The following is a 16,887-nucleotide window of genomic DNA, read 5'->3' on the forward strand; positions in this document are numbered from 1 at the left end:
TGCAAAGTCCATGACCTCGCACCAGCCCCTCTCCGCCCTCCGCATTCTGCCTTATCTGGCGAAATGGACGCTTATTGCCGCGCTGGTTGCCGTTGCCAGCGGCTCGGCATCGGCGCTGTTCCTGTGGGCGCTGGAGCAGGCCACTAGCACCCGCAACAGCCATCCGTGGCTGATCTGGCTGTTGCCCATCGCCGGCTGGCTGGTGAGCTGGGTGTATCTGAAAGTGGGCACGCAGGTTGAAGCGGGCAATAATCTGCTGATCGACGAGATCCATGATCCGCGCAAGGTAGTACCCTTGCGTATGGCGCCGCTGGTGCTCGGTGCGACTGTTATTTCCCATCTGTTTGGCGCATCCGTGGGCCGCGAAGGGACGGCCGTGCAGATGGGCGGTTCGCTAGCGGACCAGCTCACCCATCTGTTCCGGCTCAGGCACGAGGAGCGCCGTATCGTGCTGATGGCGGGCATCAGCGCCGGTTTTGCTTCCGTCTTCGGTACGCCGCTGGCCGGCGCCATATTCGCGCTGGAAGTGCTGGCTATAGGCCGGCTGCGTTATGACGCGATTTTTCCCTGCATGCTGGCGGCGATACTGGCCGATCAGGTATGCATGGCCTGGGGCATACAGCATAGCCATTACGCGGCGGGCGCACTGCCGGCCATCAGTGCCTGGAGTTTGCTGGCCGTGTTGCTGGCAGGGCTGGCGTTCGGCCTGACGGCCTGGCTGTTTGCCAGCAGCACCCATGCGCTGACGGCGCTGCTGAAACGTCTGCTGCCCTATGCTCCCGTGCGCGCGCTGGCTGGTGGCGTGCTGCTGGCACTGGCGGTCGCCGTACTGGGGCAGCGCTACATCGGCCTGGGCATACCCGTGATGCTGGAAGCCTTCCAGCATCCGCTGCCGTGGTGGGACAGTGCAGGCAAGCTGGCATTCACCGTCGCGTCGCTGGGCAGCGGCTTCAAAGGCGGCGAAGTGACACCGCTGTTTTTCATCGGCGCCACTCTGGGCAATGCGCTGGCGCCGCTGCTGCAACTGCCGTTCGGCATGCTGGCGGCACTGGGCTTTGTGGCGGTGTTTGCCGGCGCCGCGAATACGCCGCTGGCCTGCACCATCATGGCCATCGAACTGTTCGGGCCACAGATAGGCCCCTACGCGGCGCTGGCCTGCGTGATGGCCTATCTGTGCTCCGGTCATAGCGGCATCTACCGTGCGCAGACGGTGGCCGTGCATAAGCACCGTATGGGGCCGCCCGAAGCCTGATCGGCACCTGCCTGCCGCCCGTTCAGTTACGGCCGGCCATGACGCCGCCATCGACATCCCAGATGGCGCCCGTGACCCAGTCCGCCTTGTCCGACAGCAGGAAGGTGATGACCTCTGCCACATCCTGCGGTTTGCCGATGCGGCCCAGCGGATGGAAGCTGTTAAATCCCTGCAGTGCGCTATCCACTTCGTCTTTGGGAATGAAGCCCTGATAGATAGGCGTCTGCACCACGGCCGGTGCAACGGCATTCACACGGATCCGTTGCGGCGCCAGTTCCATGGCCAGATGCTGGGTGAGCGAGTGCAGGCCGGCCTTGGCCATCGAATAGGCGGACGACGGGGTGGCGGCGATGGCCTGTCTGGCCCACATTGAACCGATATTCACGATGGCGCCCGGTTTGGCGCTGAGTACCAGATTGTTTGCCACTTTCTGGGTGATGAAGAAGGTCGCCTTGTTGAGCTTCATATACCGGTCGTAATCGGCTTCGGCGTGCTGCAGGAAAGGCTTGGGCGAGAATACGCCAGCAGCGTTGACCAGCAGATCGATGTCGGTGTGCTCGTCATCCATGATCTGCAGAAGTTGGGCCAGTCCCAGTTCGCTGGTCAGATCGGCGCTCAAGGCTCGCACGGGGCCGAATTCTGCCAGCGTATCACGCGCCTCGGCCGTCTTTTCCGGGCGGTGGCCAACGATGAGCACATTGCCTCCTTGTTGCAGCACATTGCGTGCCGTTTCAAACCCCATGCCGCTGGTCCCGCCTACCACCAGCAGCTTCTTGCCTTCGAATTGATTGCGCATCATGACTCCCTGTTCCAGCCTTGCGGCATATAAATAAAAACTTCATGCACCGGCAGCCAGCTTGCGCGCTGTGGTGCATCTACCCTTTAATGGAACGCAGTTTGCGCTGGCTGCGGATAAATAACAAACCAGATAAAATGTCTTTCATCGATAGAAAAACTTTATATTCATGAAAACTCCCGTGTACCTCAATGCCTTGCGCGCGTTCGAGGCCAGTGCGCGCCATCAGAGTTTTTCTGCGGCGGCGGCCGAGCTGAATGTGACCCCTGCAGCCGTTGGCCAGCTGGTGCGGACGCTGGAAGAGTGGCTGGGCGCGCCGCTGTTCCATCGCGCTGCAGGCGGACGGGCGAGGCTGGTGCCCAGCGAGGCGGCGGAACGCGCCTTGCCGGAAATTCGCGCCGGCTTCGAGCGCCTGTCGCTGGGGCTGGAACGGCTCAGGGAAGGGTCGCTCAACGGGGTGCTGACAGTCACTGTCAGTCCGGCCTTCGCCGCCAAGTGGCTGTTGCCACGCATAGACCGCTTCCAGACGGCCTGTCCGGATACCGACGTGCGGCTCGATACCAATCTCAAGGCGGTGGATTTTGCCGCCCAGCGCATCGACATCGGCGTGCGCTACGGGCTGGGAAGCTGGCCCGGACTGATAGCGGAAAAGCTGATGGAAGAAGAGGTGTATCCTGTCTGCTCACCCGAATTGCTGCGTTCTGCAGGACGGCTGAAAAAGCCGGCCGATCTGGCGCAGGAGACGCTGATTCATGATCTGTCGATGGATGGCCACGCCGGTTTTCCCAGCTGGGTGGCGTGGCTGCAGAAGGCCGGCGTTGAAGGGGTTAATGGCCGGCGCGGCATGAAGATCAATAATTCGGCGGCCGTGCTGCAGGCGGCCGTGGAAGGGCACGGCATTGCACTGGCGCGCAGCGTGATGGCACGCGACGATCTGGCGGCCGGAAGGCTGGTGCGCCTGTTCGGCAAGATCCGCTACGCGTCGCCGCTGGCATACTACGTTGTGTATCGCGCCGAGTGTGCCGGCCTGCCGCGCATCCGTACCTTCCGCGACTGGCTGCTGCAGGAGGCGCAGTCATGAAGTAGGCATAGGCTGCGCGCATCCCTACACTGGCTTTTGCGGAACAGGCTTAGAATTGCGGAACAAGGGGAGGCCTGCGCAGTAGGGCGAAATGTGAAAGCGGCCCTAGTGGTTGTTGGTGGTGCCCGAGCCGGAATCGAAATGTGGCTTGCAGGCCTCATAAATACTAGTATTTTTGTGGTGCTTTCAAAATAGTGGATGCAAGCATGGATGCAAAAAAGTTTTCTTGCATGAGTATGCGTATGCGGCATGCCTAAAATCTGTGGTCGCTTGAAAGTGAGAGGACGCCAGTTTCCATGGCATCCTGCGAGGTAGGCCATCAAAATCGCAAGGACTTAAGAAGTAGGTTCTCCACGCGCCGCGCTCACGGGCTGAGCCTGCACCGATACTACAGTTGCTACGCTGACTTCACCGCGTAGTATGCGAGCATTTATGCTCAAATAAACAAGACTTCTAGTCCATTCAGCATCTTGCAGAATTTTGATTTGACTCTGATCGAGACTGTTGTCTTGGAAACTAGCTTGGAACTCTCTTCCGTCGGAACTGGCCTGTACTCGTAATTTAATTAGGTCAGGTTTGCTGAGGTCCGTAGCAATTATGGAATAGCTGCCATTCAATTGAACTTCTTGCGATTCGGTTCTACGTGCTGTTGCTATAACGCGGGTTGTTGCAGCGTCTAGCTGTAGGGAATTGACTGTTAGACTATCTGCGTCCCCAGTTGCACCAACAATCGCATTCCGCGCAATATCGAAGTCCTCCTGGACGTGCTGAAGTTGAGGTACTCGTGACAAGGCATCAGCCATGATTTGAAGCCTTCTTGTTTCCTCTTGTCTCATAGCTAACTTTGATCTTTCTGTCTGCTCGATCTGCTTATCATCAGATCGGTGTTTCAGGAAAGATTTGTAGGCAAGTAGTCCAGCCCCCAACGCGGCTGTACCAAGTACGGTGGTGAGCATCATTTCAGGAGTCATAGATGTTGAAATGCTAGTAGCAAGTTTTTCCGCGAAATCGCCTAAGTTCACTTCAATGATAGAGCTGCCTGTCTTAACTTTAGCCTTAAATTGAAGTTCCTGTCGCTCCCCATCCGTTAGCGATCTGGCATGCGCAGAGTGTTTAACTACCCTTGCATACGTACGATTTACAGCACGTTGAACTTCGACGATAGCGTTTGCCATGTCCGAGGTGATCGTGCTGTCATAGCCTTCACCTTCCAGTTTGATTTCAAGAACCGGCCAGCCATCAAATTTTAAGTCTATTACCTGCCCATCAAATTGTTTTTCGATAGCCAGTTGAAGTGCATCAAACGCCTGAGTTTCATTTGTGATTACAAGTTGAGTCAAAACGCACCTCTTTAGTAGAAAGGTGAATCTTAACTTTTATTTATTGGTGGAAATCTATCAAATTCTCACTGCACTTTTCGACACTTTGACGAAAACGAAGTGGAAATAAGGCAGGGCGTTACCTCTTCGTTTGATAGCTCTCAGCCCACGCGATCACTTCGCGGGCCTTGTACAAGGCATTCGCCCGTATCCGCCCGGGCAGCCGGATCGGCCGAGGGAAACTCGGCTGCACGACCACGGTATCGCGCACCGTAGCGTGCGAGCGTTTCAGGTACGTGGCGATCATCCCTATGTCCCAGAGGTCGATTTCCACCGGCAGGCGCTGAACCTTCTCGATTGCGGCGATCAACGCTCGGACGATGCTTTCTTCACTTGTGGCGCAGGTATTAGCTGCCATGCACTTCTCCTTAACGGGATGGATGGGGAGTTCAAATGAGGCTGCCAACGCAGCCTAGAATGCTGGGCCTCAGATTACAGACGCGCGTTCAGCGTTAATCATTCGTTCGGCAATTCGTTGAAGTGAGTCTAGTTGCGTTGCTAGATCCGCTAAGCATGCGGAGGGGGCGCATACTTCAAGCAGAATATCAGGATCGACTGAGCCAACGTCCATACTAACTTTGACGGGGCGGAGTGAAGTCGGCTGGCCGAAGGAGCGCGATGCAGCGTCTTCAATTTTGGCTGCCAATTCGGGACGAAGTGTGCCAAATAGTTCAGCTACTGTAAGGCCACTTCGTGTCAGGCCGTGAATCTCGCACCAGACTAAAAGCCGGCCATTGATGCGTGGAGTAGTGATATTCCAGTGCAGAACGCCAGCACCGCGAATTGCTCGGCGCACGCTTATATCGCCTTGCCATTGTGGGTCCACGTTCTCTTTCGCTTGATGTTCGTCTATAACCTGACACGCGTATGAATGGGGCACCCCGAGCAGGAGGTGTAGGCCCTTTCTGTTGATAACGTCCCACAGAGGCTCTCCAGTGGTCGAATCGAGAGGAGTATAAACGGGAGGCTTGGCTGTCTCGGTCCGCGAATTGATAGATACCTGATCGCTCGGGGCAGCTGCGTTAATCTTGGGCGGTAATGCGGTGCTGAATGATGCCAAAGCTGGCGTGGTGAGAGAGATAGTGGCTTTGACCATAGTGGCCTCCAGTATGCAGTTGAAGAACCGCGCATCCTGTCGCCAAACGGGGTGAGCGGCAAATGTTGGGGTTGGCGAACCGGTGCATACGGAAACCGGCATACCCGAAGGTATCCCCACCATTGCCGCTCATAGAGACGTAATAGTGCAACGGACGAAAAAATACCGCCGGTGGGCGGTTGTCCGCCATACGCTTTCCGAGTCGCCAAACCCGTATTCCTTTTTTCTCGGGAACGCTTTGAGAATAGACTACGTCTCGCTACGAGTCAATAAATACTCGCCAGCCAGCAGCTTAATATGCGGTATCGCGAGCGGCTTTTTTGGGGGAGGGAAGGTAAATCGTTTTAGAATGAAGTTCTCCAAAATCACAAAGGACTGCTATGCCTATTACACCTGATCTTGCTGCATACATCCCCTGTTTCACCGCACGAACAAAGCGGGTAATCGAGAACATCAGTAAAGGCGAGAAGGGCATAATTGACGTAGTTGACTCAGAGACCAATACGATGCGGATGGAAGTGGCATGCGAACTCACATCACTCTCATCGGATCAGGGTGGGCCGGCAATATGCTTTGAATTTTTCGATGGGCCAAGTAACGAAATAGTGCGGCATATGGACTGGAAGGAGCTAAAGAAACGTGCAAAATTAGCCCCTGCAGTCGAATGATGCACAACCTAATCCTTCGACTGCTCCAGCGCCGCAATGCGGGCCTCCAGCTCGTCGATCTCCTTGAGCTTAGCCACACTGCCTAGTCCGGAGAGCAGCGCCGCGCCTTGGCTGGGCGCGAGGGCGCCAGTTGCAACCGCCTGCATGATGGCCTCTCCAGATGCCGTCAAACTGGCGCCCTGTGGCAGGTCGATCTGTACCGTGCTTTCGACAGCCTTCACTGGCGGCAGAACGCGCTCTAACAAGATGCGAGCGGCTTGGACGTCGCCTCCCTTCGCTTTACTGACAAGCTGATTGATTATCTCGGGCAGATGGTCGGCAAGCGATGCGCGCATACGTGCGACCTCAGACGCCCCTGTAGGGCGTCCTTTGGGATTGCCAGATTGGCCTTTCTTCCAACCACCTCTACGTGCTTCAGTCATTGTTTTCTTCCTGCATTAACAATTCTCCCGATTGCTGCATGTTTAAGGGCCAGCAGGTAATTGGAGCTGGTCCACATACGGCGTGAGGATTGGCGCCTTGCGCAGGGCTTCTGCCAGCTTTGCCGTATAGGGCGATGCTGGCCCACCAATTCGCTGCTGAGCAATCGCTGCTGCTTCTTCGGGGTCCATGAGAGCCCGTGCAAGGGCTTCATTGACCTTTGAAGAACCAAACTGAGAAATCTTCGAAGCTGCCATCGCACCAGCGCCAGCGCCTGCCAAGCCTTGATCTACGGTCTGGCCCGCAAGCCATCCTATGCCGGCGCCAATGCCGCGCGCCACCGGACCGGGCGTCCCACCGAAAGAGTTACCGTAAATTTGTCCGGATAACCAGCTTGGCGCCTGCAGATTGAGCGCGGTATCGCTGCCGCTGCCGGCGCGCACGCTGTTGCTGACAGATTCCCGCTGCAGATCAGCAAGGATGCTATCGACTGCTGCAGATGCCTCTGGTGAAATACCGGTCTTGGAGCGGTCCAACTGGGCGGCCAGTTGTCGCGCGTGCGTCAGTGAAAGTAGTGAATTGCCAGTCGAATCAGAAGCACGACTATCAAGAGCGGTAGCGAACTTTTGAAGTTGCTCCATAGTGTTGATAGGAACGGAATTTTCGGCATACGAGGCCAGATAATCGCGATAGCCCGGTACTCCGGTGTCGATCGTGTCAACAATCGTATTTTTGAGCGGACCAAGGGCGGCCTCCTGTCGCGAACTTACGGCGCCATTGCTGGCGTATTTGGCGAGGTATCCACGCATGTTCTGGCGGATGCCATCGAGTATATCAGGGCTGGTTAAGGCTTCACCATTTTGCCCGGCGGTGCTGTGATTGCTCAGTAGGTTGCGCGCGTCTGCCACGGCCCCTCGGATCACCGGATCAGTGCCCAGATTGCTCTTCGTGATGCTGTCGAGGTGGTTCAGAATCGGGCTTGCATCGACAGGGGGCGCGGCCTTTAAGGTATCGAGGAAAGGCGCTGCTTCCGTCGAACGGTGAGCGATAGCGGCCTGCAGGTCGGCTGGGTCGCCAGCATGTTGCTGTAGCAAGTTCAGGCGCGCGGCATTATTGGCGGCCTGCCGTTCTGCCATGGCAACCTTGCCCGCGCCAGTATTGGCGAACGTCTTTTCGGTCAGAACAGCCGATGGCGTCTTCAGAATCTGCGCAGTCGTGGGGACCGATCCGGGAACGATGGTCTTGTAGTTGTTGAGCGCGTCAGCAAGCTGTGCAGGGGGCAGGCCTGACACCTTTTCGAGCAGCGGGCCTACCAACGATTCCGGATTTGTCCACGGCGCCACGAGGCCTTTGGTTTGATTCATAAGGCCCACAGCCAGCTTCCCAGCTAATGGTGCGCCGCCGCCGATTGCGGCCCCGGTACCCGCTTGAGCACCTTTCTGCTTCCAATAGTCTCCGCCATCGCTCACAGGCGATATCCCGCCGATTACAGCGCCCTGAGTTACACCACGGCCAGCGGCCTGCGACAGCCCACCGCCAAGCGGCTCCCACAGCTTGCCGAGCTTGCTGACGGCTGCGGCGCCAACGTCGCCCACGGCACCTACAGCGCGTGCCGCACCGCCGGCAATCCAAGGGGCGACTTCGCCTATAGCGGCACCCGTATATGCCCCCAAGCTGTCCGGCGTCTTGGCTTGATACGAGGCCTCACGGTTTCGCAGATAGGCATTATCGCTGGCGATCGTTTTTTGCAGATATCGATCAACGCCCGTTCCGGGTGCGGCCCAGTGTACCCCGGCGCCAATACCGTTTTCGATGAACTGGGCGGCGCCGTGCGCGGCATTGCCCACGTGATGCGCTGCAGCTGTAACGGCGTCGGCGGCGTTGCCCAGAAAGCCGCGGCTGGCCGTTGTTGCCATGAGGCCCGGGGCGGGCGCCTTTTGGGCATCAGGCAAGCGGACCTGTGCACGAATGGCCCGCAATTGGTCGAGGTCCGTATCGCCGCTGGATGCGGGGGTAGCGGCTGGCGTACGCTTGTTAGCGGGTGGCGCGGGCTGCAGCTGGGATTTGATTTGCTGCAGCGCCAGTACATCAGGGTCTTGGTAATCGCTCATTGTCCGTACCTTTTCAGAAGATTTTTGTAGGCAATCAATTTCCGTTCGAACTCGTCGTATTGGTTGCTCTTCACCAGCTCAGCCGTGAATTGGGACTTCTGGGCGGGCGCCATGTTCTGGAACATGATGATGCGCGGGTCATAGACGCTGTTCCACTGCCGGTCAAAGTCCGATGCGTTATGCATGCCGTTTCCGGGCTGGGAAAGGTAAGTAGCCTTGGCGTTGGTGAACTTATCAACCCCCATTTCGTTGGCCTTGAGGTATTGGAGAATGTTCCGATTCGGGTCTTTGCCTATCCCCCAGTTTGCGCTGCCTGCCTGCGCGACCGCCTGAGCCGCATCGGTGGCCGTGCCGCCCATGGCGCTCCGCTGCTGGGCAATGAGCTGATTTGCGTACTTGTTGAACTCCTGCGCAGCATCGGTTGCCTTGACGTCAATCGGGATGCTATGGGTCGATGCAAAGCTTTTCCACTTGGCGAGGTTGTCGGCCCCTGCGCCGGGCGTAAAGCCATCCAGTAGCTGATCCATAGTGTTCAATACCGATAGCGTGCCTGGCACTTGGGCGGCGCGCTGCTTTTGCGAAGTCCACGTTTTCGCGTTGTCCTCGGCGAGCTGTTGCTGGCCAAATGCCAATCCGCCAACTGGGCGAGTGGATGGCGGGGAAGGGGGCTGCTGCCCGCGCTGTGAGCGCGAGTAGGCTGCCAGCATTTCCTGTGCGTCGCGGTTGCCGGCACTTGCGGCCTGTTGCGCCTGCTGCAGTTGCTGATCCGATAGGGCGCCGCCGGTCCAGACTGCTGGCTGGCGCGTCCCACCGATGGGGCGTCCGGGATTTATGAGCTCGTCAACCGTCGCGTTGGTGACTCGTCCGTCATCCGTGCGTGGCTGATTATCGGTAGGGGCGATTGTCTGCGAATTGATCGCACGGCGCTTTGCCGTTTCGATGTTACCCAGTTGGTCGGCGTATCCATTAACCGGCACTGCCGTGGGGCGCAGTGGGTTGGAAAAGTCGAGATTAATGCCGTCCTCGCTTCCGGGGTTGTAGGCGATAGGCTTGCGCGTCGTAGGATCAAGGGATAACGTACCTGCCTTAACTTCCACGGGCGGAATATAGTTATTCTTGCGAATAGCTTCTTGATGCGCCGAAGTCCACTCTTGGGAGCCCGGCTGAACACCATTTTGAAGTAGCAATTTATCCAGATCAGTTCGGTTATCGCTGCGTTTAACAAATTCGGTCATGTACGCCGTAGGGTCGGTTACGTAGGCGTCGTAGGATTGCTGTGGCGTCAGGCCCGGCATGACCAAGCTGCCGCCGGACGATGCTCCAGCGTTGTTACCGCCAAAGCGCAGCAGACCTTCGGCCGTGAGTCTATTTTCCGTCCCTACAGGCTGTGGCTCAACAGATTTAGCAAGAACTGCGCCGATAGCTTGCGGTGATGGTTGATTCGGCGGGGCGCTGGGTACTGGAGCGCCCGCGTCCGTGCCGCTTGAAATTTGCGGCCCGCCCGGAGTCGCGCGGCCGGCGCCAGCGTCAGGAACGGTTGGGGTGCTTGGGGGTAGTGACGTATCCCCGGCTTCTGGCGTTGACCCGAAGAACTTACTGGCTACCGCTTTGTTCCCTGCGGTCATTGCGCCCGCCGTTAATTTGTCCGCATTCTCGCCGGCCTTCCGGCTGCCGTAGGCCTCCAGCATTTTGGCCAGACCTTGCGTCCAGCTGATCGGACCGCGCTGGTCGTATTGGATGGGTTGGGATGACTGTTCCATCAAGGCGTTGGCAAGTTGCTGCGCGCGTTGGGCCTTAAGCATCTGTTCAATGTAGCTCGGGTCCTGTGATGCTATTGGATTGCCGGCGACTGGCGCTTTCTGTACGAATGTCATGTAAATCACCTTCTGGCGGGGTTAATCGGTGTTGTCGCTAAAGCGACGAATGGAAACAATTAAGGTGTCTTTGCGTAGGGGGGGCGGTATTTGGGCCAGCACGCGCGCGGAGAACGATTCTTGGTTTTCTTCTGGCTCGGCCATCAGCTGGGTGGTGCCAACATCAGCGCATTGGCGCCACTGGCCATCTAGTTCTACCCAGCGGATTACTACGCAGGGCTGGAATTGCCCTGATATGGCGAGTTCGAGGGCTTCGAGGCGGGCCAGCAGTCGGCTCATTGTTTGGCTCCCTCTGCGCTTTCGCTTTCAGTGCCCGGCGCATCAAGCAGGCTTTCCAGCTTGCCGGCCAGTAGGGCGCCAACTTCGTATAGCGCTATGGTGGCGTCTGCCCGTACACGCTCGGCGTTGGAGGCAGGGCGGATCTGGATCGATTCACCAGCATCTAGAGCGCTTACGAGGTGATCGAGCCCGACCCAGTTCAATTCGGGCGAAGTAGTCAGCACGCCGAACAGTTCCGGCGCCTTCTGATGGTGTTCCAGTCCAAAGTAGATATAGCTTTTCATCTTTGCTCCTTTGACTCTATTTAATCGTCTTGGAGTCCCAAAGTACGGGCACTTTTGGGACTATTGCTAAGGCGGAGGATATGTCTCGGTAGGCTTGAGACTCGCCGATCTGGAATCTAGCCATCATCCGATCACGGATCGCGGCGCGGTCCACGCCGGCATCGAGCATGGCGCGCGCCGTCCTGATACGTTCCTCCCGTTCGATTTTTCCTATTCCATGCGCGGCGCCTACTTGGTAAATCAGGCGCCGAAATTCCTCCTTGTGTGCTTCGTTCAAGCTGCTGCTTTCTAGCTCGTCCAGCTTCCCGAGCAGGTCATGTATTGCCTCGCTGCGCATGTGGGCACCCGGAAAAGGACGGCTACAGCTCGGCCGCGAGGCCTCTGCGCTCGCGCTTCACTTGAGGTGCCGGCCGCGCGCCCTTGGCATCAGAGAACTGGGTGTATTGGCCCTCGTAGCTCAGCAGCACGTCATCGATTCGGCCTTGCCGGTTCTTCGCGATAAACAGGTCAGCTAAGCCTTTGAGGTGAGTCTGTGGATTGTCCACCTCGTCGCGGTGCACGAACATGACGATGTCGGCGTCCTGCTCGATGGCGCCGCAGTCGCGCAGATCGGATAGCTGCGGGCGGCTCTTGTTGGCGGCGTTTCGCGACAGCTGCGACAGGGCAAAAATGACGATGTTCAGTTCCTTGGCCAGTGCCTTTAGCCCACGGCTGATTTCCTCCAGCTGCTGGTTGCGGTTTAGACCTTCACCGGCCATTAGCTGCAGATAGTCGAGCGCCACAACATCTAAACCGTGTTTGCGCTTGATTAGACGGGCCTTGGAGCGCACATCGAGCAGGGTTAGGGCAGGTTGATCATCCAAGTGCAAATTCAGCTCCTGAAGCCTCGCATTGGCCGCCGTAAAGCCCTGCCATTCCGGTTCGGACAGTTGACCGGTGATGACGTTGCCCAGCGGGACCCGCCCAAGTGCCGAGATCGCCCGGTCTAGGAGCTCGCCGTTTTGCATTTCCTGCGAAAGAAATAGCACGGAGTAGTCCCGAGCCACATTCAAGGCAATGTTCAGGGAGAGGGCGGTTTTCCCCATCGATGGACGGGCGCCAAGGATGACGAGTGCGCCGCGGTTCGGGCCGCCGGACAGCAATTCATCGATCTGGCTAAAGCCGGTAGGTATCCCGGACGTCTTCTTTTCGTACCGCCGATCAATTTCCTCGATGTGGGTGATCATCGCCACGCTTGCTCGCACTGGCTCGCGAATTGAGCGGCGTTCGGCCAGCGCTGCCAGCTTGGCCTGTGCCGCGTCGAGAACTTGGGCGCCAGTCTGCCCATTGGGGCTCAAGGCGAGTTCGCTCAATTCGGACGTGGCGCCCAGCAGTGCCCGCATTAGTGCCCGGTCGCGGACTAGCTCGGCATGGCGGCCGATGTTGGCGGCAGAGGGAGTGCTCTGTGCCATGGCGTTCAGGTAGGGTAGTGCGTCTGGAACGCTGCTCTCCAGTGCCACGCCTACGGAAATCACATCACATGCCATGCCGGACGAAATCTGCTTCAGGATCTCGGTGAAGATCGTGCGGTGGTCGTGCCGGTAGAAGTGGCCGGGGCGCAGATCGCCCATCCAGTCCACCGCGCCGTTGTCGCGCAGCAGGCCACCGATCACAGCTTGCTCGGCCTCGATGGCTTGAGGGGTTACGGTTGTGCTGTTCACGCTGCGCTCTCCCTATCTTTTTTGCCGTTTTGCCGCAGCTCGTCCTCTAGCTCAGCAATGCGCGTTGCTGCTAGATCGGCATATGTTCGCAGCGCAGAGATTTCTGCAGACTTGAAATAGCCTGTATTGCGAATTTGTTTAGCGCCGGCTAGTTCGTAGTAGTCGCTCATTCGCTCTTGCCATGTTTTTACATTGACGCTCATGCTGCACCCCTTCCTTCGTACCGCTCCTCGCGGATCTTGGCGAAGTTCTGAGCCTTCGTCATCCACTCCAAGTCTGCAAAGAATGGGCGCTGTCCAGCGCGGCCGACAAGGAAATCACAGGTCGCCACGTACTCGAAGAACTTGCGCCAGTAGGCGAGTGTTTGCCGCTCTGGCTTCTCGTTCCATCGGGCGCGCAGTTGAGTCGCACGTGCAGGTGTCCAGTCGCGGACTCTTGGACACTGAGGCAAGATTTCGTGATAGAGCGCGATAATCTGCTGGTGTGGGCATTCAGGTTTTTTGGGGCCGGCCATCTTTTCGTTGTCAGCATCGCTGGCGACAATTACCCCGTCAGGGGTAATAGAAGTTATAGGTGAATCAGGAATCAGTGAATCAGGAATCAGTGAATCAGGAATCAGTGAATCAGGAATCAGGGCGTTATGGTTTGGTGGATTAACTTGCTCGTTCCGTGGATTAACGTTATCCACAGGCTCGCCATATCGAACACACTTGGATTTCCCTGTTATCCCACCGTTTTTGCTGCGCTCATGAACTGTGACGTAGCCTTCCTGATCTGGAAATACGCTGTCCTTTTCAGTTGAGTGTGGCGCCTGATGCTCTGCGAACTTCAGAATCTGAATAAAGCGATTGCCGTCCACTTCGTAGCGAACGATAAAGCCAAAACTGGCCAATTCATCCAGAAGGGGATCTACATCAACGCTGTCGTAAGCAAGCAGCTCGCCCTTTATCCGCTTCGGGCGGTCCTCAAGGCGGCCTTCTCGGTCAGCCAGCATCCACAAGCCGGGGAAAATGAACCGGGCCCAAACCGAGCACTCGGCTAGATTCTCGTTCTTGTAGAGGCCGGGTTTGATATTGCGTGCTCGTGCCATGCTACACCCCGCATGCCTTGGCAATGGCGCGCATAGCAGCCTCATACTCGCTATTCGTCGCGGCAGGGTGCGTTGCTTCCCACATTGCTTTCTGCGCGCTGTAACGCTCGTATTTGGCGCGGCTACCTATCGATTTCTCTCGCGCGAGGCGGAGCATGCGGCTGGGCTTGCTGGCGCTGGCATGGCAGGGGCTCATACTTGGCCTCCTGTCAGGCTGCCACGTGCAGAGCCGGCCGGCGTTTCGATAAGGTGGTACCGGGCGCAATTGGAATGCTTGATGCCTTGCGCATCGTACAGGGGCAGCAATTCGGTGGTTATGAGCTGGGCGCGTTTGTTCTTCAGTTCGAAGACGCGGGCGGCCGGCATCATAATTACGTGCTGGCGCAGTTCGATTGTGGTTTTAGGGCCTTGGCGAAGCAATGCCATGAGCTTTGCCAGCTGGGCATTGGTCGAGGTGGATTTGTTGCGCAAGGCCGCAGCATCGGTGCTAGACTGCTGCTGAGTTTTGTTGTTCACCGCATCGTGCCCGCCAGCACGATCGACATGTGCGCCGGCCCTGTTGCCGGCGTTTTTCTTTTGCCGTTTAGCCATTTGCGCACCCCTTACTTGGCTTGAGCCGTGTAATTTAATGGGTCTGCAAAGAACTTGTGGAGCTCTCGGTTGCTATAGCAGGTGCAGCGTTCGGATAGCTTAACCGGCTGCGGCGCTCTTCCTGCTTTTACAAGTTGACGAAACCTCTCACGGCAGAATGGCACAAATGGCGCTATTTGACTCCAGCGGCTCATACCGTCAGCCGGGAGAGTCCTACTCAATGGTATTTCTACGTGCTTTTCCATGTTTGCCTAACCTTTCTATTCTTCCGCCATGTAGCAGCGGGACAATGCCAAGGTTAGGCATTTTGTGTTGGACAGTCCCCGCGACTGTCCAACTTTATTTTCTTCGAGGGTTTGTCGTTTTTCTATAGATGGTCTTTCCACCGACATTAAATTTGACTCCTACGCGTTCACAGATAGCGTTCCATGACATCCGAGGGTTTTGATCCGCAATCCGGTTTGCCTCAATTTGGTACTCCTCGCGCGTTTTCTGTTTATCCTCTTTTGTGCCATATTTCGCCTTATTCCCTTTGAGCGCTCCGTCACGGACACGCTTTCCCCGCTCGAGGGTTGGTTTTAATTCAGTCAGGAGTCCGAGCGCTATAGAAGAATGGTCCTTTTCTGCTGACAGGTCTTCTAGCAGCGAGCCCACCATGTTCAACATGGCGTTCCAATATGCGTCAGCGTAGGCGAGCGATCTGATGGCAGTGTCAAGGTCTTGTACAAGGAGCCCACGTGCCAGCTCAAGCTCACGTATGCGCTCGGGTGATAGTTCGGCATTTATAGCCCTATCCCAGCGCTCCGAGAGGGATGAGAATTTGTCTTTTTCCACGGTTGATTCCAGAAATTGGTTGCGTGTATGTCCGGGCATCTAAGCCTGTGTTATGTCTTGATCGCACTTAAGCGGCATTGCCGTGTAGGGTGATTACGTCGGCGCCTGTCCGTAGCTTTTCCAAGTAGTCAGCCCATCGCTGCATCATCTGGCGCCGCGCTGGCAGGTGGGCTGTACGGTTGTAGGCGCGTCCGTTGGGATCTTTCACCGCGTGCGCCAGCTGGTGTTCAATCAGGTCCACACGTTCACCCAGAACCTCGTCTAGGATAGTGCGCGCCATCGCTCGGAAGCCATGGGCTGTCATCACTTCTTTCGGATAGCCCATGCTGCGCAGAGCTGCATTGATGGTGTTCTCGCTCATGCACCGTTCGCCCGTCCGAATACTTGGGAACACGTAGGGCCCGCGTCCGCGCAACTGCTCCATTTCGCGCAATAGAGCCACCGCTTGAGTGGACAGCGGGACAATATGGTCGTTCTTCATCTTCATCTTTGCGCCGGGGATGCGCCACTCGGCGGCATCGAGGTTTAACTCGGACCACTCCATGGAGCGCAGTTCGCCGGGGCGCTGGAAGACTAGCGGCGACAGCTTAAGAGCTGCTGCAGCATATGGGCCGCCAGAGTAGGCGTGGATCGACCGAAGAAGTTTAGCTACCTCCGCCGGCTCCGTTATCGCTGCATAGTGTGATGCAGGTATCGACGCCAGCGCGCCGCGCAGGTCGGCAGTCACATCGCGTTCGGCCAAACCGCTGGCGATAGCAAAGCGGAACACTTGGCCGCAGAGCTGCTTGATCTTGTGTGCAGACTCGATTGCGCCGCGCGCCTCGATCTTCTGCAGTGCGGCCAGCACATCACGTGGGGTGATTTCCGAGATCGGCCGCGACCCAATCTCAGGAAAGATGTTCTTTTCCAGCCAAGATGCGTTTTTCTGCTGGGTGCTATCGGCGCGGTCGGTAGCCGTCTTCTCCAGCCAGCGGCGCGCCACTAGTTCAAAGGTGTGAATGGCGGCATCGCTCATTGCCCGCTTGGCTTCGCGCTTGGCCTGCGCGGGGTCGGTTCCTTCGCTGCGTAGCTTGCGCGCCTCGTCACGCTTAGACCTAGCCTCCGCCAATGACATCAGCGGGTAGGCGCCGAATGTGAGGCGTGTATTCTTCCCGTTTGGCTGGCGATACGCCATGCGCCATGTGCGTGAACCGGTAGGCGCCACCTCAAGATACATGCCGCCGCCATCGGCCAAGGTGTAGGTCTTTTCCTTGGGCTTGGCGTTCTTGACTTGAATGTCGGTCAGGGGCTTGGCTAGTTTGGGCATTTTGCATCCATCCTTTTTTCATCCATGAGGATATGGATAAAAGAATGGATGCAAAAGTTGTGGCTGTCAATAGGCAAACTTTGGCAGTATAGGCGTAAAAAAACCCCTAACAGCTTGATTTATTAG

18 protein-coding genes are annotated in these 16,887 nt (G+C 57.3%); 2 read left to right on the forward strand and 16 right to left on the reverse strand.

The window, feature by feature from the left end:
* Window positions 1–10 precede the first annotated feature (10 nt).
* Entirely contained in the window at window positions 11–1,252 is a 1,242-nt protein-coding gene (locus GM655_RS07405) for a voltage-gated chloride channel family protein (RefSeq protein ID WP_155433886.1), read from the forward strand.
* A gap of 22 nt (window positions 1,253–1,274) precedes the next feature.
* Here GM655_RS07405 and GM655_RS07410 read toward each other — a convergent pair whose 3' ends face one another.
* Window positions 1,275–2,048 carry an SDR family NAD(P)-dependent oxidoreductase gene (locus GM655_RS07410; RefSeq protein ID WP_155434192.1) on the reverse strand — a complete coding sequence of 258 codons (774 nt, stop codon included), beginning with the start codon at window positions 2,046–2,048 and terminating at the stop codon, window positions 1,275–1,277.
* Between the two features lie 169 nt (window positions 2,049–2,217).
* Between GM655_RS07410 and gcvA the strand changes: the two genes are divergently transcribed.
* A complete protein-coding gene (gene gcvA / locus GM655_RS07415) occupies window positions 2,218–3,129 on the forward strand; it encodes a transcriptional regulator GcvA (protein WP_155433887.1) in 912 nt (303 codons plus the stop codon).
* A 335-nt stretch (window positions 3,130–3,464) separates the two neighbouring features.
* On the opposite strand, the gene GM655_RS07420 is transcribed toward gcvA, so the two are convergent.
* From GM655_RS07420 to GM655_RS07490, 15 genes are all read right to left on the reverse strand, one after another.
* On the reverse strand, window positions 3,465–4,469 hold the full coding sequence (locus GM655_RS07420) for a hypothetical protein (RefSeq protein WP_155433888.1): 1,005 nt from the start codon (window positions 4,467–4,469) through the stop codon (window positions 3,465–3,467).
* Between the two features lie 118 nt (window positions 4,470–4,587).
* Window positions 4,588–4,866, reverse strand: coding sequence for a hypothetical protein (locus tag GM655_RS07425; RefSeq protein ID WP_229632408.1), 279 nt, complete (start codon window positions 4,864–4,866; stop codon window positions 4,588–4,590).
* Between the two features lie 664 nt (window positions 4,867–5,530).
* Window positions 5,531–5,794 (reverse strand): hypothetical protein, encoded by a 264-nt coding sequence (locus GM655_RS07430; RefSeq protein ID WP_155433889.1) that lies wholly within the window; start codon window positions 5,792–5,794, stop codon window positions 5,531–5,533.
* 486 nt (window positions 5,795–6,280) lie between these two features.
* Entirely contained in the window at window positions 6,281–6,694 is a 414-nt protein-coding gene (locus tag GM655_RS07435) for a DUF5681 domain-containing protein (RefSeq protein WP_229632409.1), read from the reverse strand.
* Window positions 6,695–6,736: 42 nt separating this feature from the next.
* Window positions 6,737–8,803, reverse strand: coding sequence for a hypothetical protein (locus GM655_RS07440; RefSeq protein WP_155433891.1), 2,067 nt, complete (start codon window positions 8,801–8,803; stop codon window positions 6,737–6,739).
* Window positions 8,800–10,677 carry a hypothetical protein gene (locus tag GM655_RS07445; protein ID WP_155433892.1) on the reverse strand — a complete coding sequence of 626 codons (1,878 nt, stop codon included), beginning with the start codon at window positions 10,675–10,677 and terminating at the stop codon, window positions 8,800–8,802. Before GM655_RS07445 ends, GM655_RS07440 begins: the two co-directional genes overlap by 4 nt.
* A gap of 21 nt (window positions 10,678–10,698) precedes the next feature.
* On the reverse strand, window positions 10,699–10,956 hold the full coding sequence (locus GM655_RS07450) for a hypothetical protein (protein WP_155433893.1): 258 nt from the start codon (window positions 10,954–10,956) through the stop codon (window positions 10,699–10,701).
* Window positions 10,953–11,240, reverse strand: a complete 288-nt coding sequence (locus tag GM655_RS07455) for a hypothetical protein (RefSeq protein WP_155433894.1) — start codon at window positions 11,238–11,240, stop codon at window positions 10,953–10,955. Before GM655_RS07455 ends, GM655_RS07450 begins: the two co-directional genes overlap by 4 nt.
* Window positions 11,241–11,256: 16 nt before the next feature.
* Complete coding sequence (locus GM655_RS07460; protein ID WP_155433895.1) at window positions 11,257–11,577, reverse strand: hypothetical protein; 321 nt, start codon at window positions 11,575–11,577, stop codon at window positions 11,257–11,259.
* 22 nt (window positions 11,578–11,599) lie between these two features.
* Window positions 11,600–12,940, reverse strand: a complete 1,341-nt coding sequence (gene dnaB, locus GM655_RS07465) for a replicative DNA helicase (protein ID WP_155433896.1) — start codon at window positions 12,938–12,940, stop codon at window positions 11,600–11,602.
* Window positions 12,937–13,143, reverse strand: coding sequence for a hypothetical protein (locus tag GM655_RS07470; protein ID WP_155433897.1), 207 nt, complete (start codon window positions 13,141–13,143; stop codon window positions 12,937–12,939). Before GM655_RS07470 ends, dnaB begins: the two co-directional genes overlap by 4 nt.
* Entirely contained in the window at window positions 13,140–14,030 is an 891-nt protein-coding gene (locus GM655_RS07475) for a hypothetical protein (protein WP_155433898.1), read from the reverse strand. The genes GM655_RS07470 and GM655_RS07475 overlap by 4 nt, the downstream gene beginning before the upstream one ends.
* A 192-nt stretch (window positions 14,031–14,222) precedes the next feature.
* Window positions 14,223–14,621 (reverse strand): helix-turn-helix domain-containing protein, encoded by a 399-nt coding sequence (locus GM655_RS07480; RefSeq protein ID WP_155433899.1) that lies wholly within the window; start codon window positions 14,619–14,621, stop codon window positions 14,223–14,225.
* A gap of 339 nt (window positions 14,622–14,960) precedes the next feature.
* Window positions 14,961–15,455 carry a hypothetical protein gene (locus tag GM655_RS07485; RefSeq protein ID WP_155433900.1) on the reverse strand — a complete coding sequence of 165 codons (495 nt, stop codon included), beginning with the start codon at window positions 15,453–15,455 and terminating at the stop codon, window positions 14,961–14,963.
* Between the two features lie 67 nt (window positions 15,456–15,522).
* Window positions 15,523–16,761 carry a tyrosine-type recombinase/integrase gene (locus GM655_RS07490; RefSeq protein ID WP_155433901.1) on the reverse strand — a complete coding sequence of 413 codons (1,239 nt, stop codon included), beginning with the start codon at window positions 16,759–16,761 and terminating at the stop codon, window positions 15,523–15,525.
* Window positions 16,762–16,887 lie beyond the last annotated feature (126 nt).

Source organism: Pseudoduganella danionis, assembly GCF_009720775.1.
In the GTDB taxonomy this organism is placed as follows: domain Bacteria; phylum Pseudomonadota; class Gammaproteobacteria; order Burkholderiales; family Burkholderiaceae_D; genus Rugamonas; species Rugamonas danionis.

What these genes read in the sequence shown, in the direction of transcription:
- GM655_RS07405 (WP_155433886.1), top strand. Translation starts at nt 11, where the DNA reads ATGACCTCGCACCAGCCCCTCTCCGCCCTCCGCATTCTGCCTTATCTG.
- GM655_RS07410 (WP_155434192.1), bottom strand. Translation starts at nt 2,048, where the DNA reads ATGCGCAATCAATTCGAAGGCAAGAAGCTGCTGGTGGTAGGCGGGACC.
- gcvA (WP_155433887.1), top strand. Translation starts at nt 2,218, where the DNA reads ATGAAAACTCCCGTGTACCTCAATGCCTTGCGCGCGTTCGAGGCCAGT.
- GM655_RS07425 (WP_229632408.1), bottom strand. Translation starts at nt 4,866, where the DNA reads ATGGCAGCTAATACCTGCGCCACAAGTGAAGAAAGCATCGTCCGAGCG.
- GM655_RS07430 (WP_155433889.1), bottom strand. Translation starts at nt 5,794, where the DNA reads ATGGCGGACAACCGCCCACCGGCGGTATTTTTTCGTCCGTTGCACTAT.
- GM655_RS07435 (WP_229632409.1), bottom strand. Translation starts at nt 6,694, where the DNA reads ATGACTGAAGCACGTAGAGGTGGTTGGAAGAAAGGCCAATCTGGCAAT.
- GM655_RS07440 (WP_155433891.1), bottom strand. Translation starts at nt 8,803, where the DNA reads ATGAGCGATTACCAAGACCCTGATGTACTGGCGCTGCAGCAAATCAAA.
- GM655_RS07445 (WP_155433892.1), bottom strand. Translation starts at nt 10,677, where the DNA reads ATGACATTCGTACAGAAAGCGCCAGTCGCCGGCAATCCAATAGCATCA.
- GM655_RS07450 (WP_155433893.1), bottom strand. Translation starts at nt 10,956, where the DNA reads ATGAGCCGACTGCTGGCCCGCCTCGAAGCCCTCGAACTCGCCATATCA.
- GM655_RS07455 (WP_155433894.1), bottom strand. Translation starts at nt 11,240, where the DNA reads ATGAAAAGCTATATCTACTTTGGACTGGAACACCATCAGAAGGCGCCG.
- GM655_RS07460 (WP_155433895.1), bottom strand. Translation starts at nt 11,577, where the DNA reads ATGCGCAGCGAGGCAATACATGACCTGCTCGGGAAGCTGGACGAGCTA.
- GM655_RS07470 (WP_155433897.1), bottom strand. Translation starts at nt 13,143, where the DNA reads ATGAGCGTCAATGTAAAAACATGGCAAGAGCGAATGAGCGACTACTAC.
- GM655_RS07475 (WP_155433898.1), bottom strand. Translation starts at nt 14,030, where the DNA reads ATGGCACGAGCACGCAATATCAAACCCGGCCTCTACAAGAACGAGAAT.
- GM655_RS07480 (WP_155433899.1), bottom strand. Translation starts at nt 14,621, where the DNA reads ATGGCTAAACGGCAAAAGAAAAACGCCGGCAACAGGGCCGGCGCACAT.
- GM655_RS07490 (WP_155433901.1), bottom strand. Translation starts at nt 16,761, where the DNA reads ATGCCCAAACTAGCCAAGCCCCTGACCGACATTCAAGTCAAGAACGCC.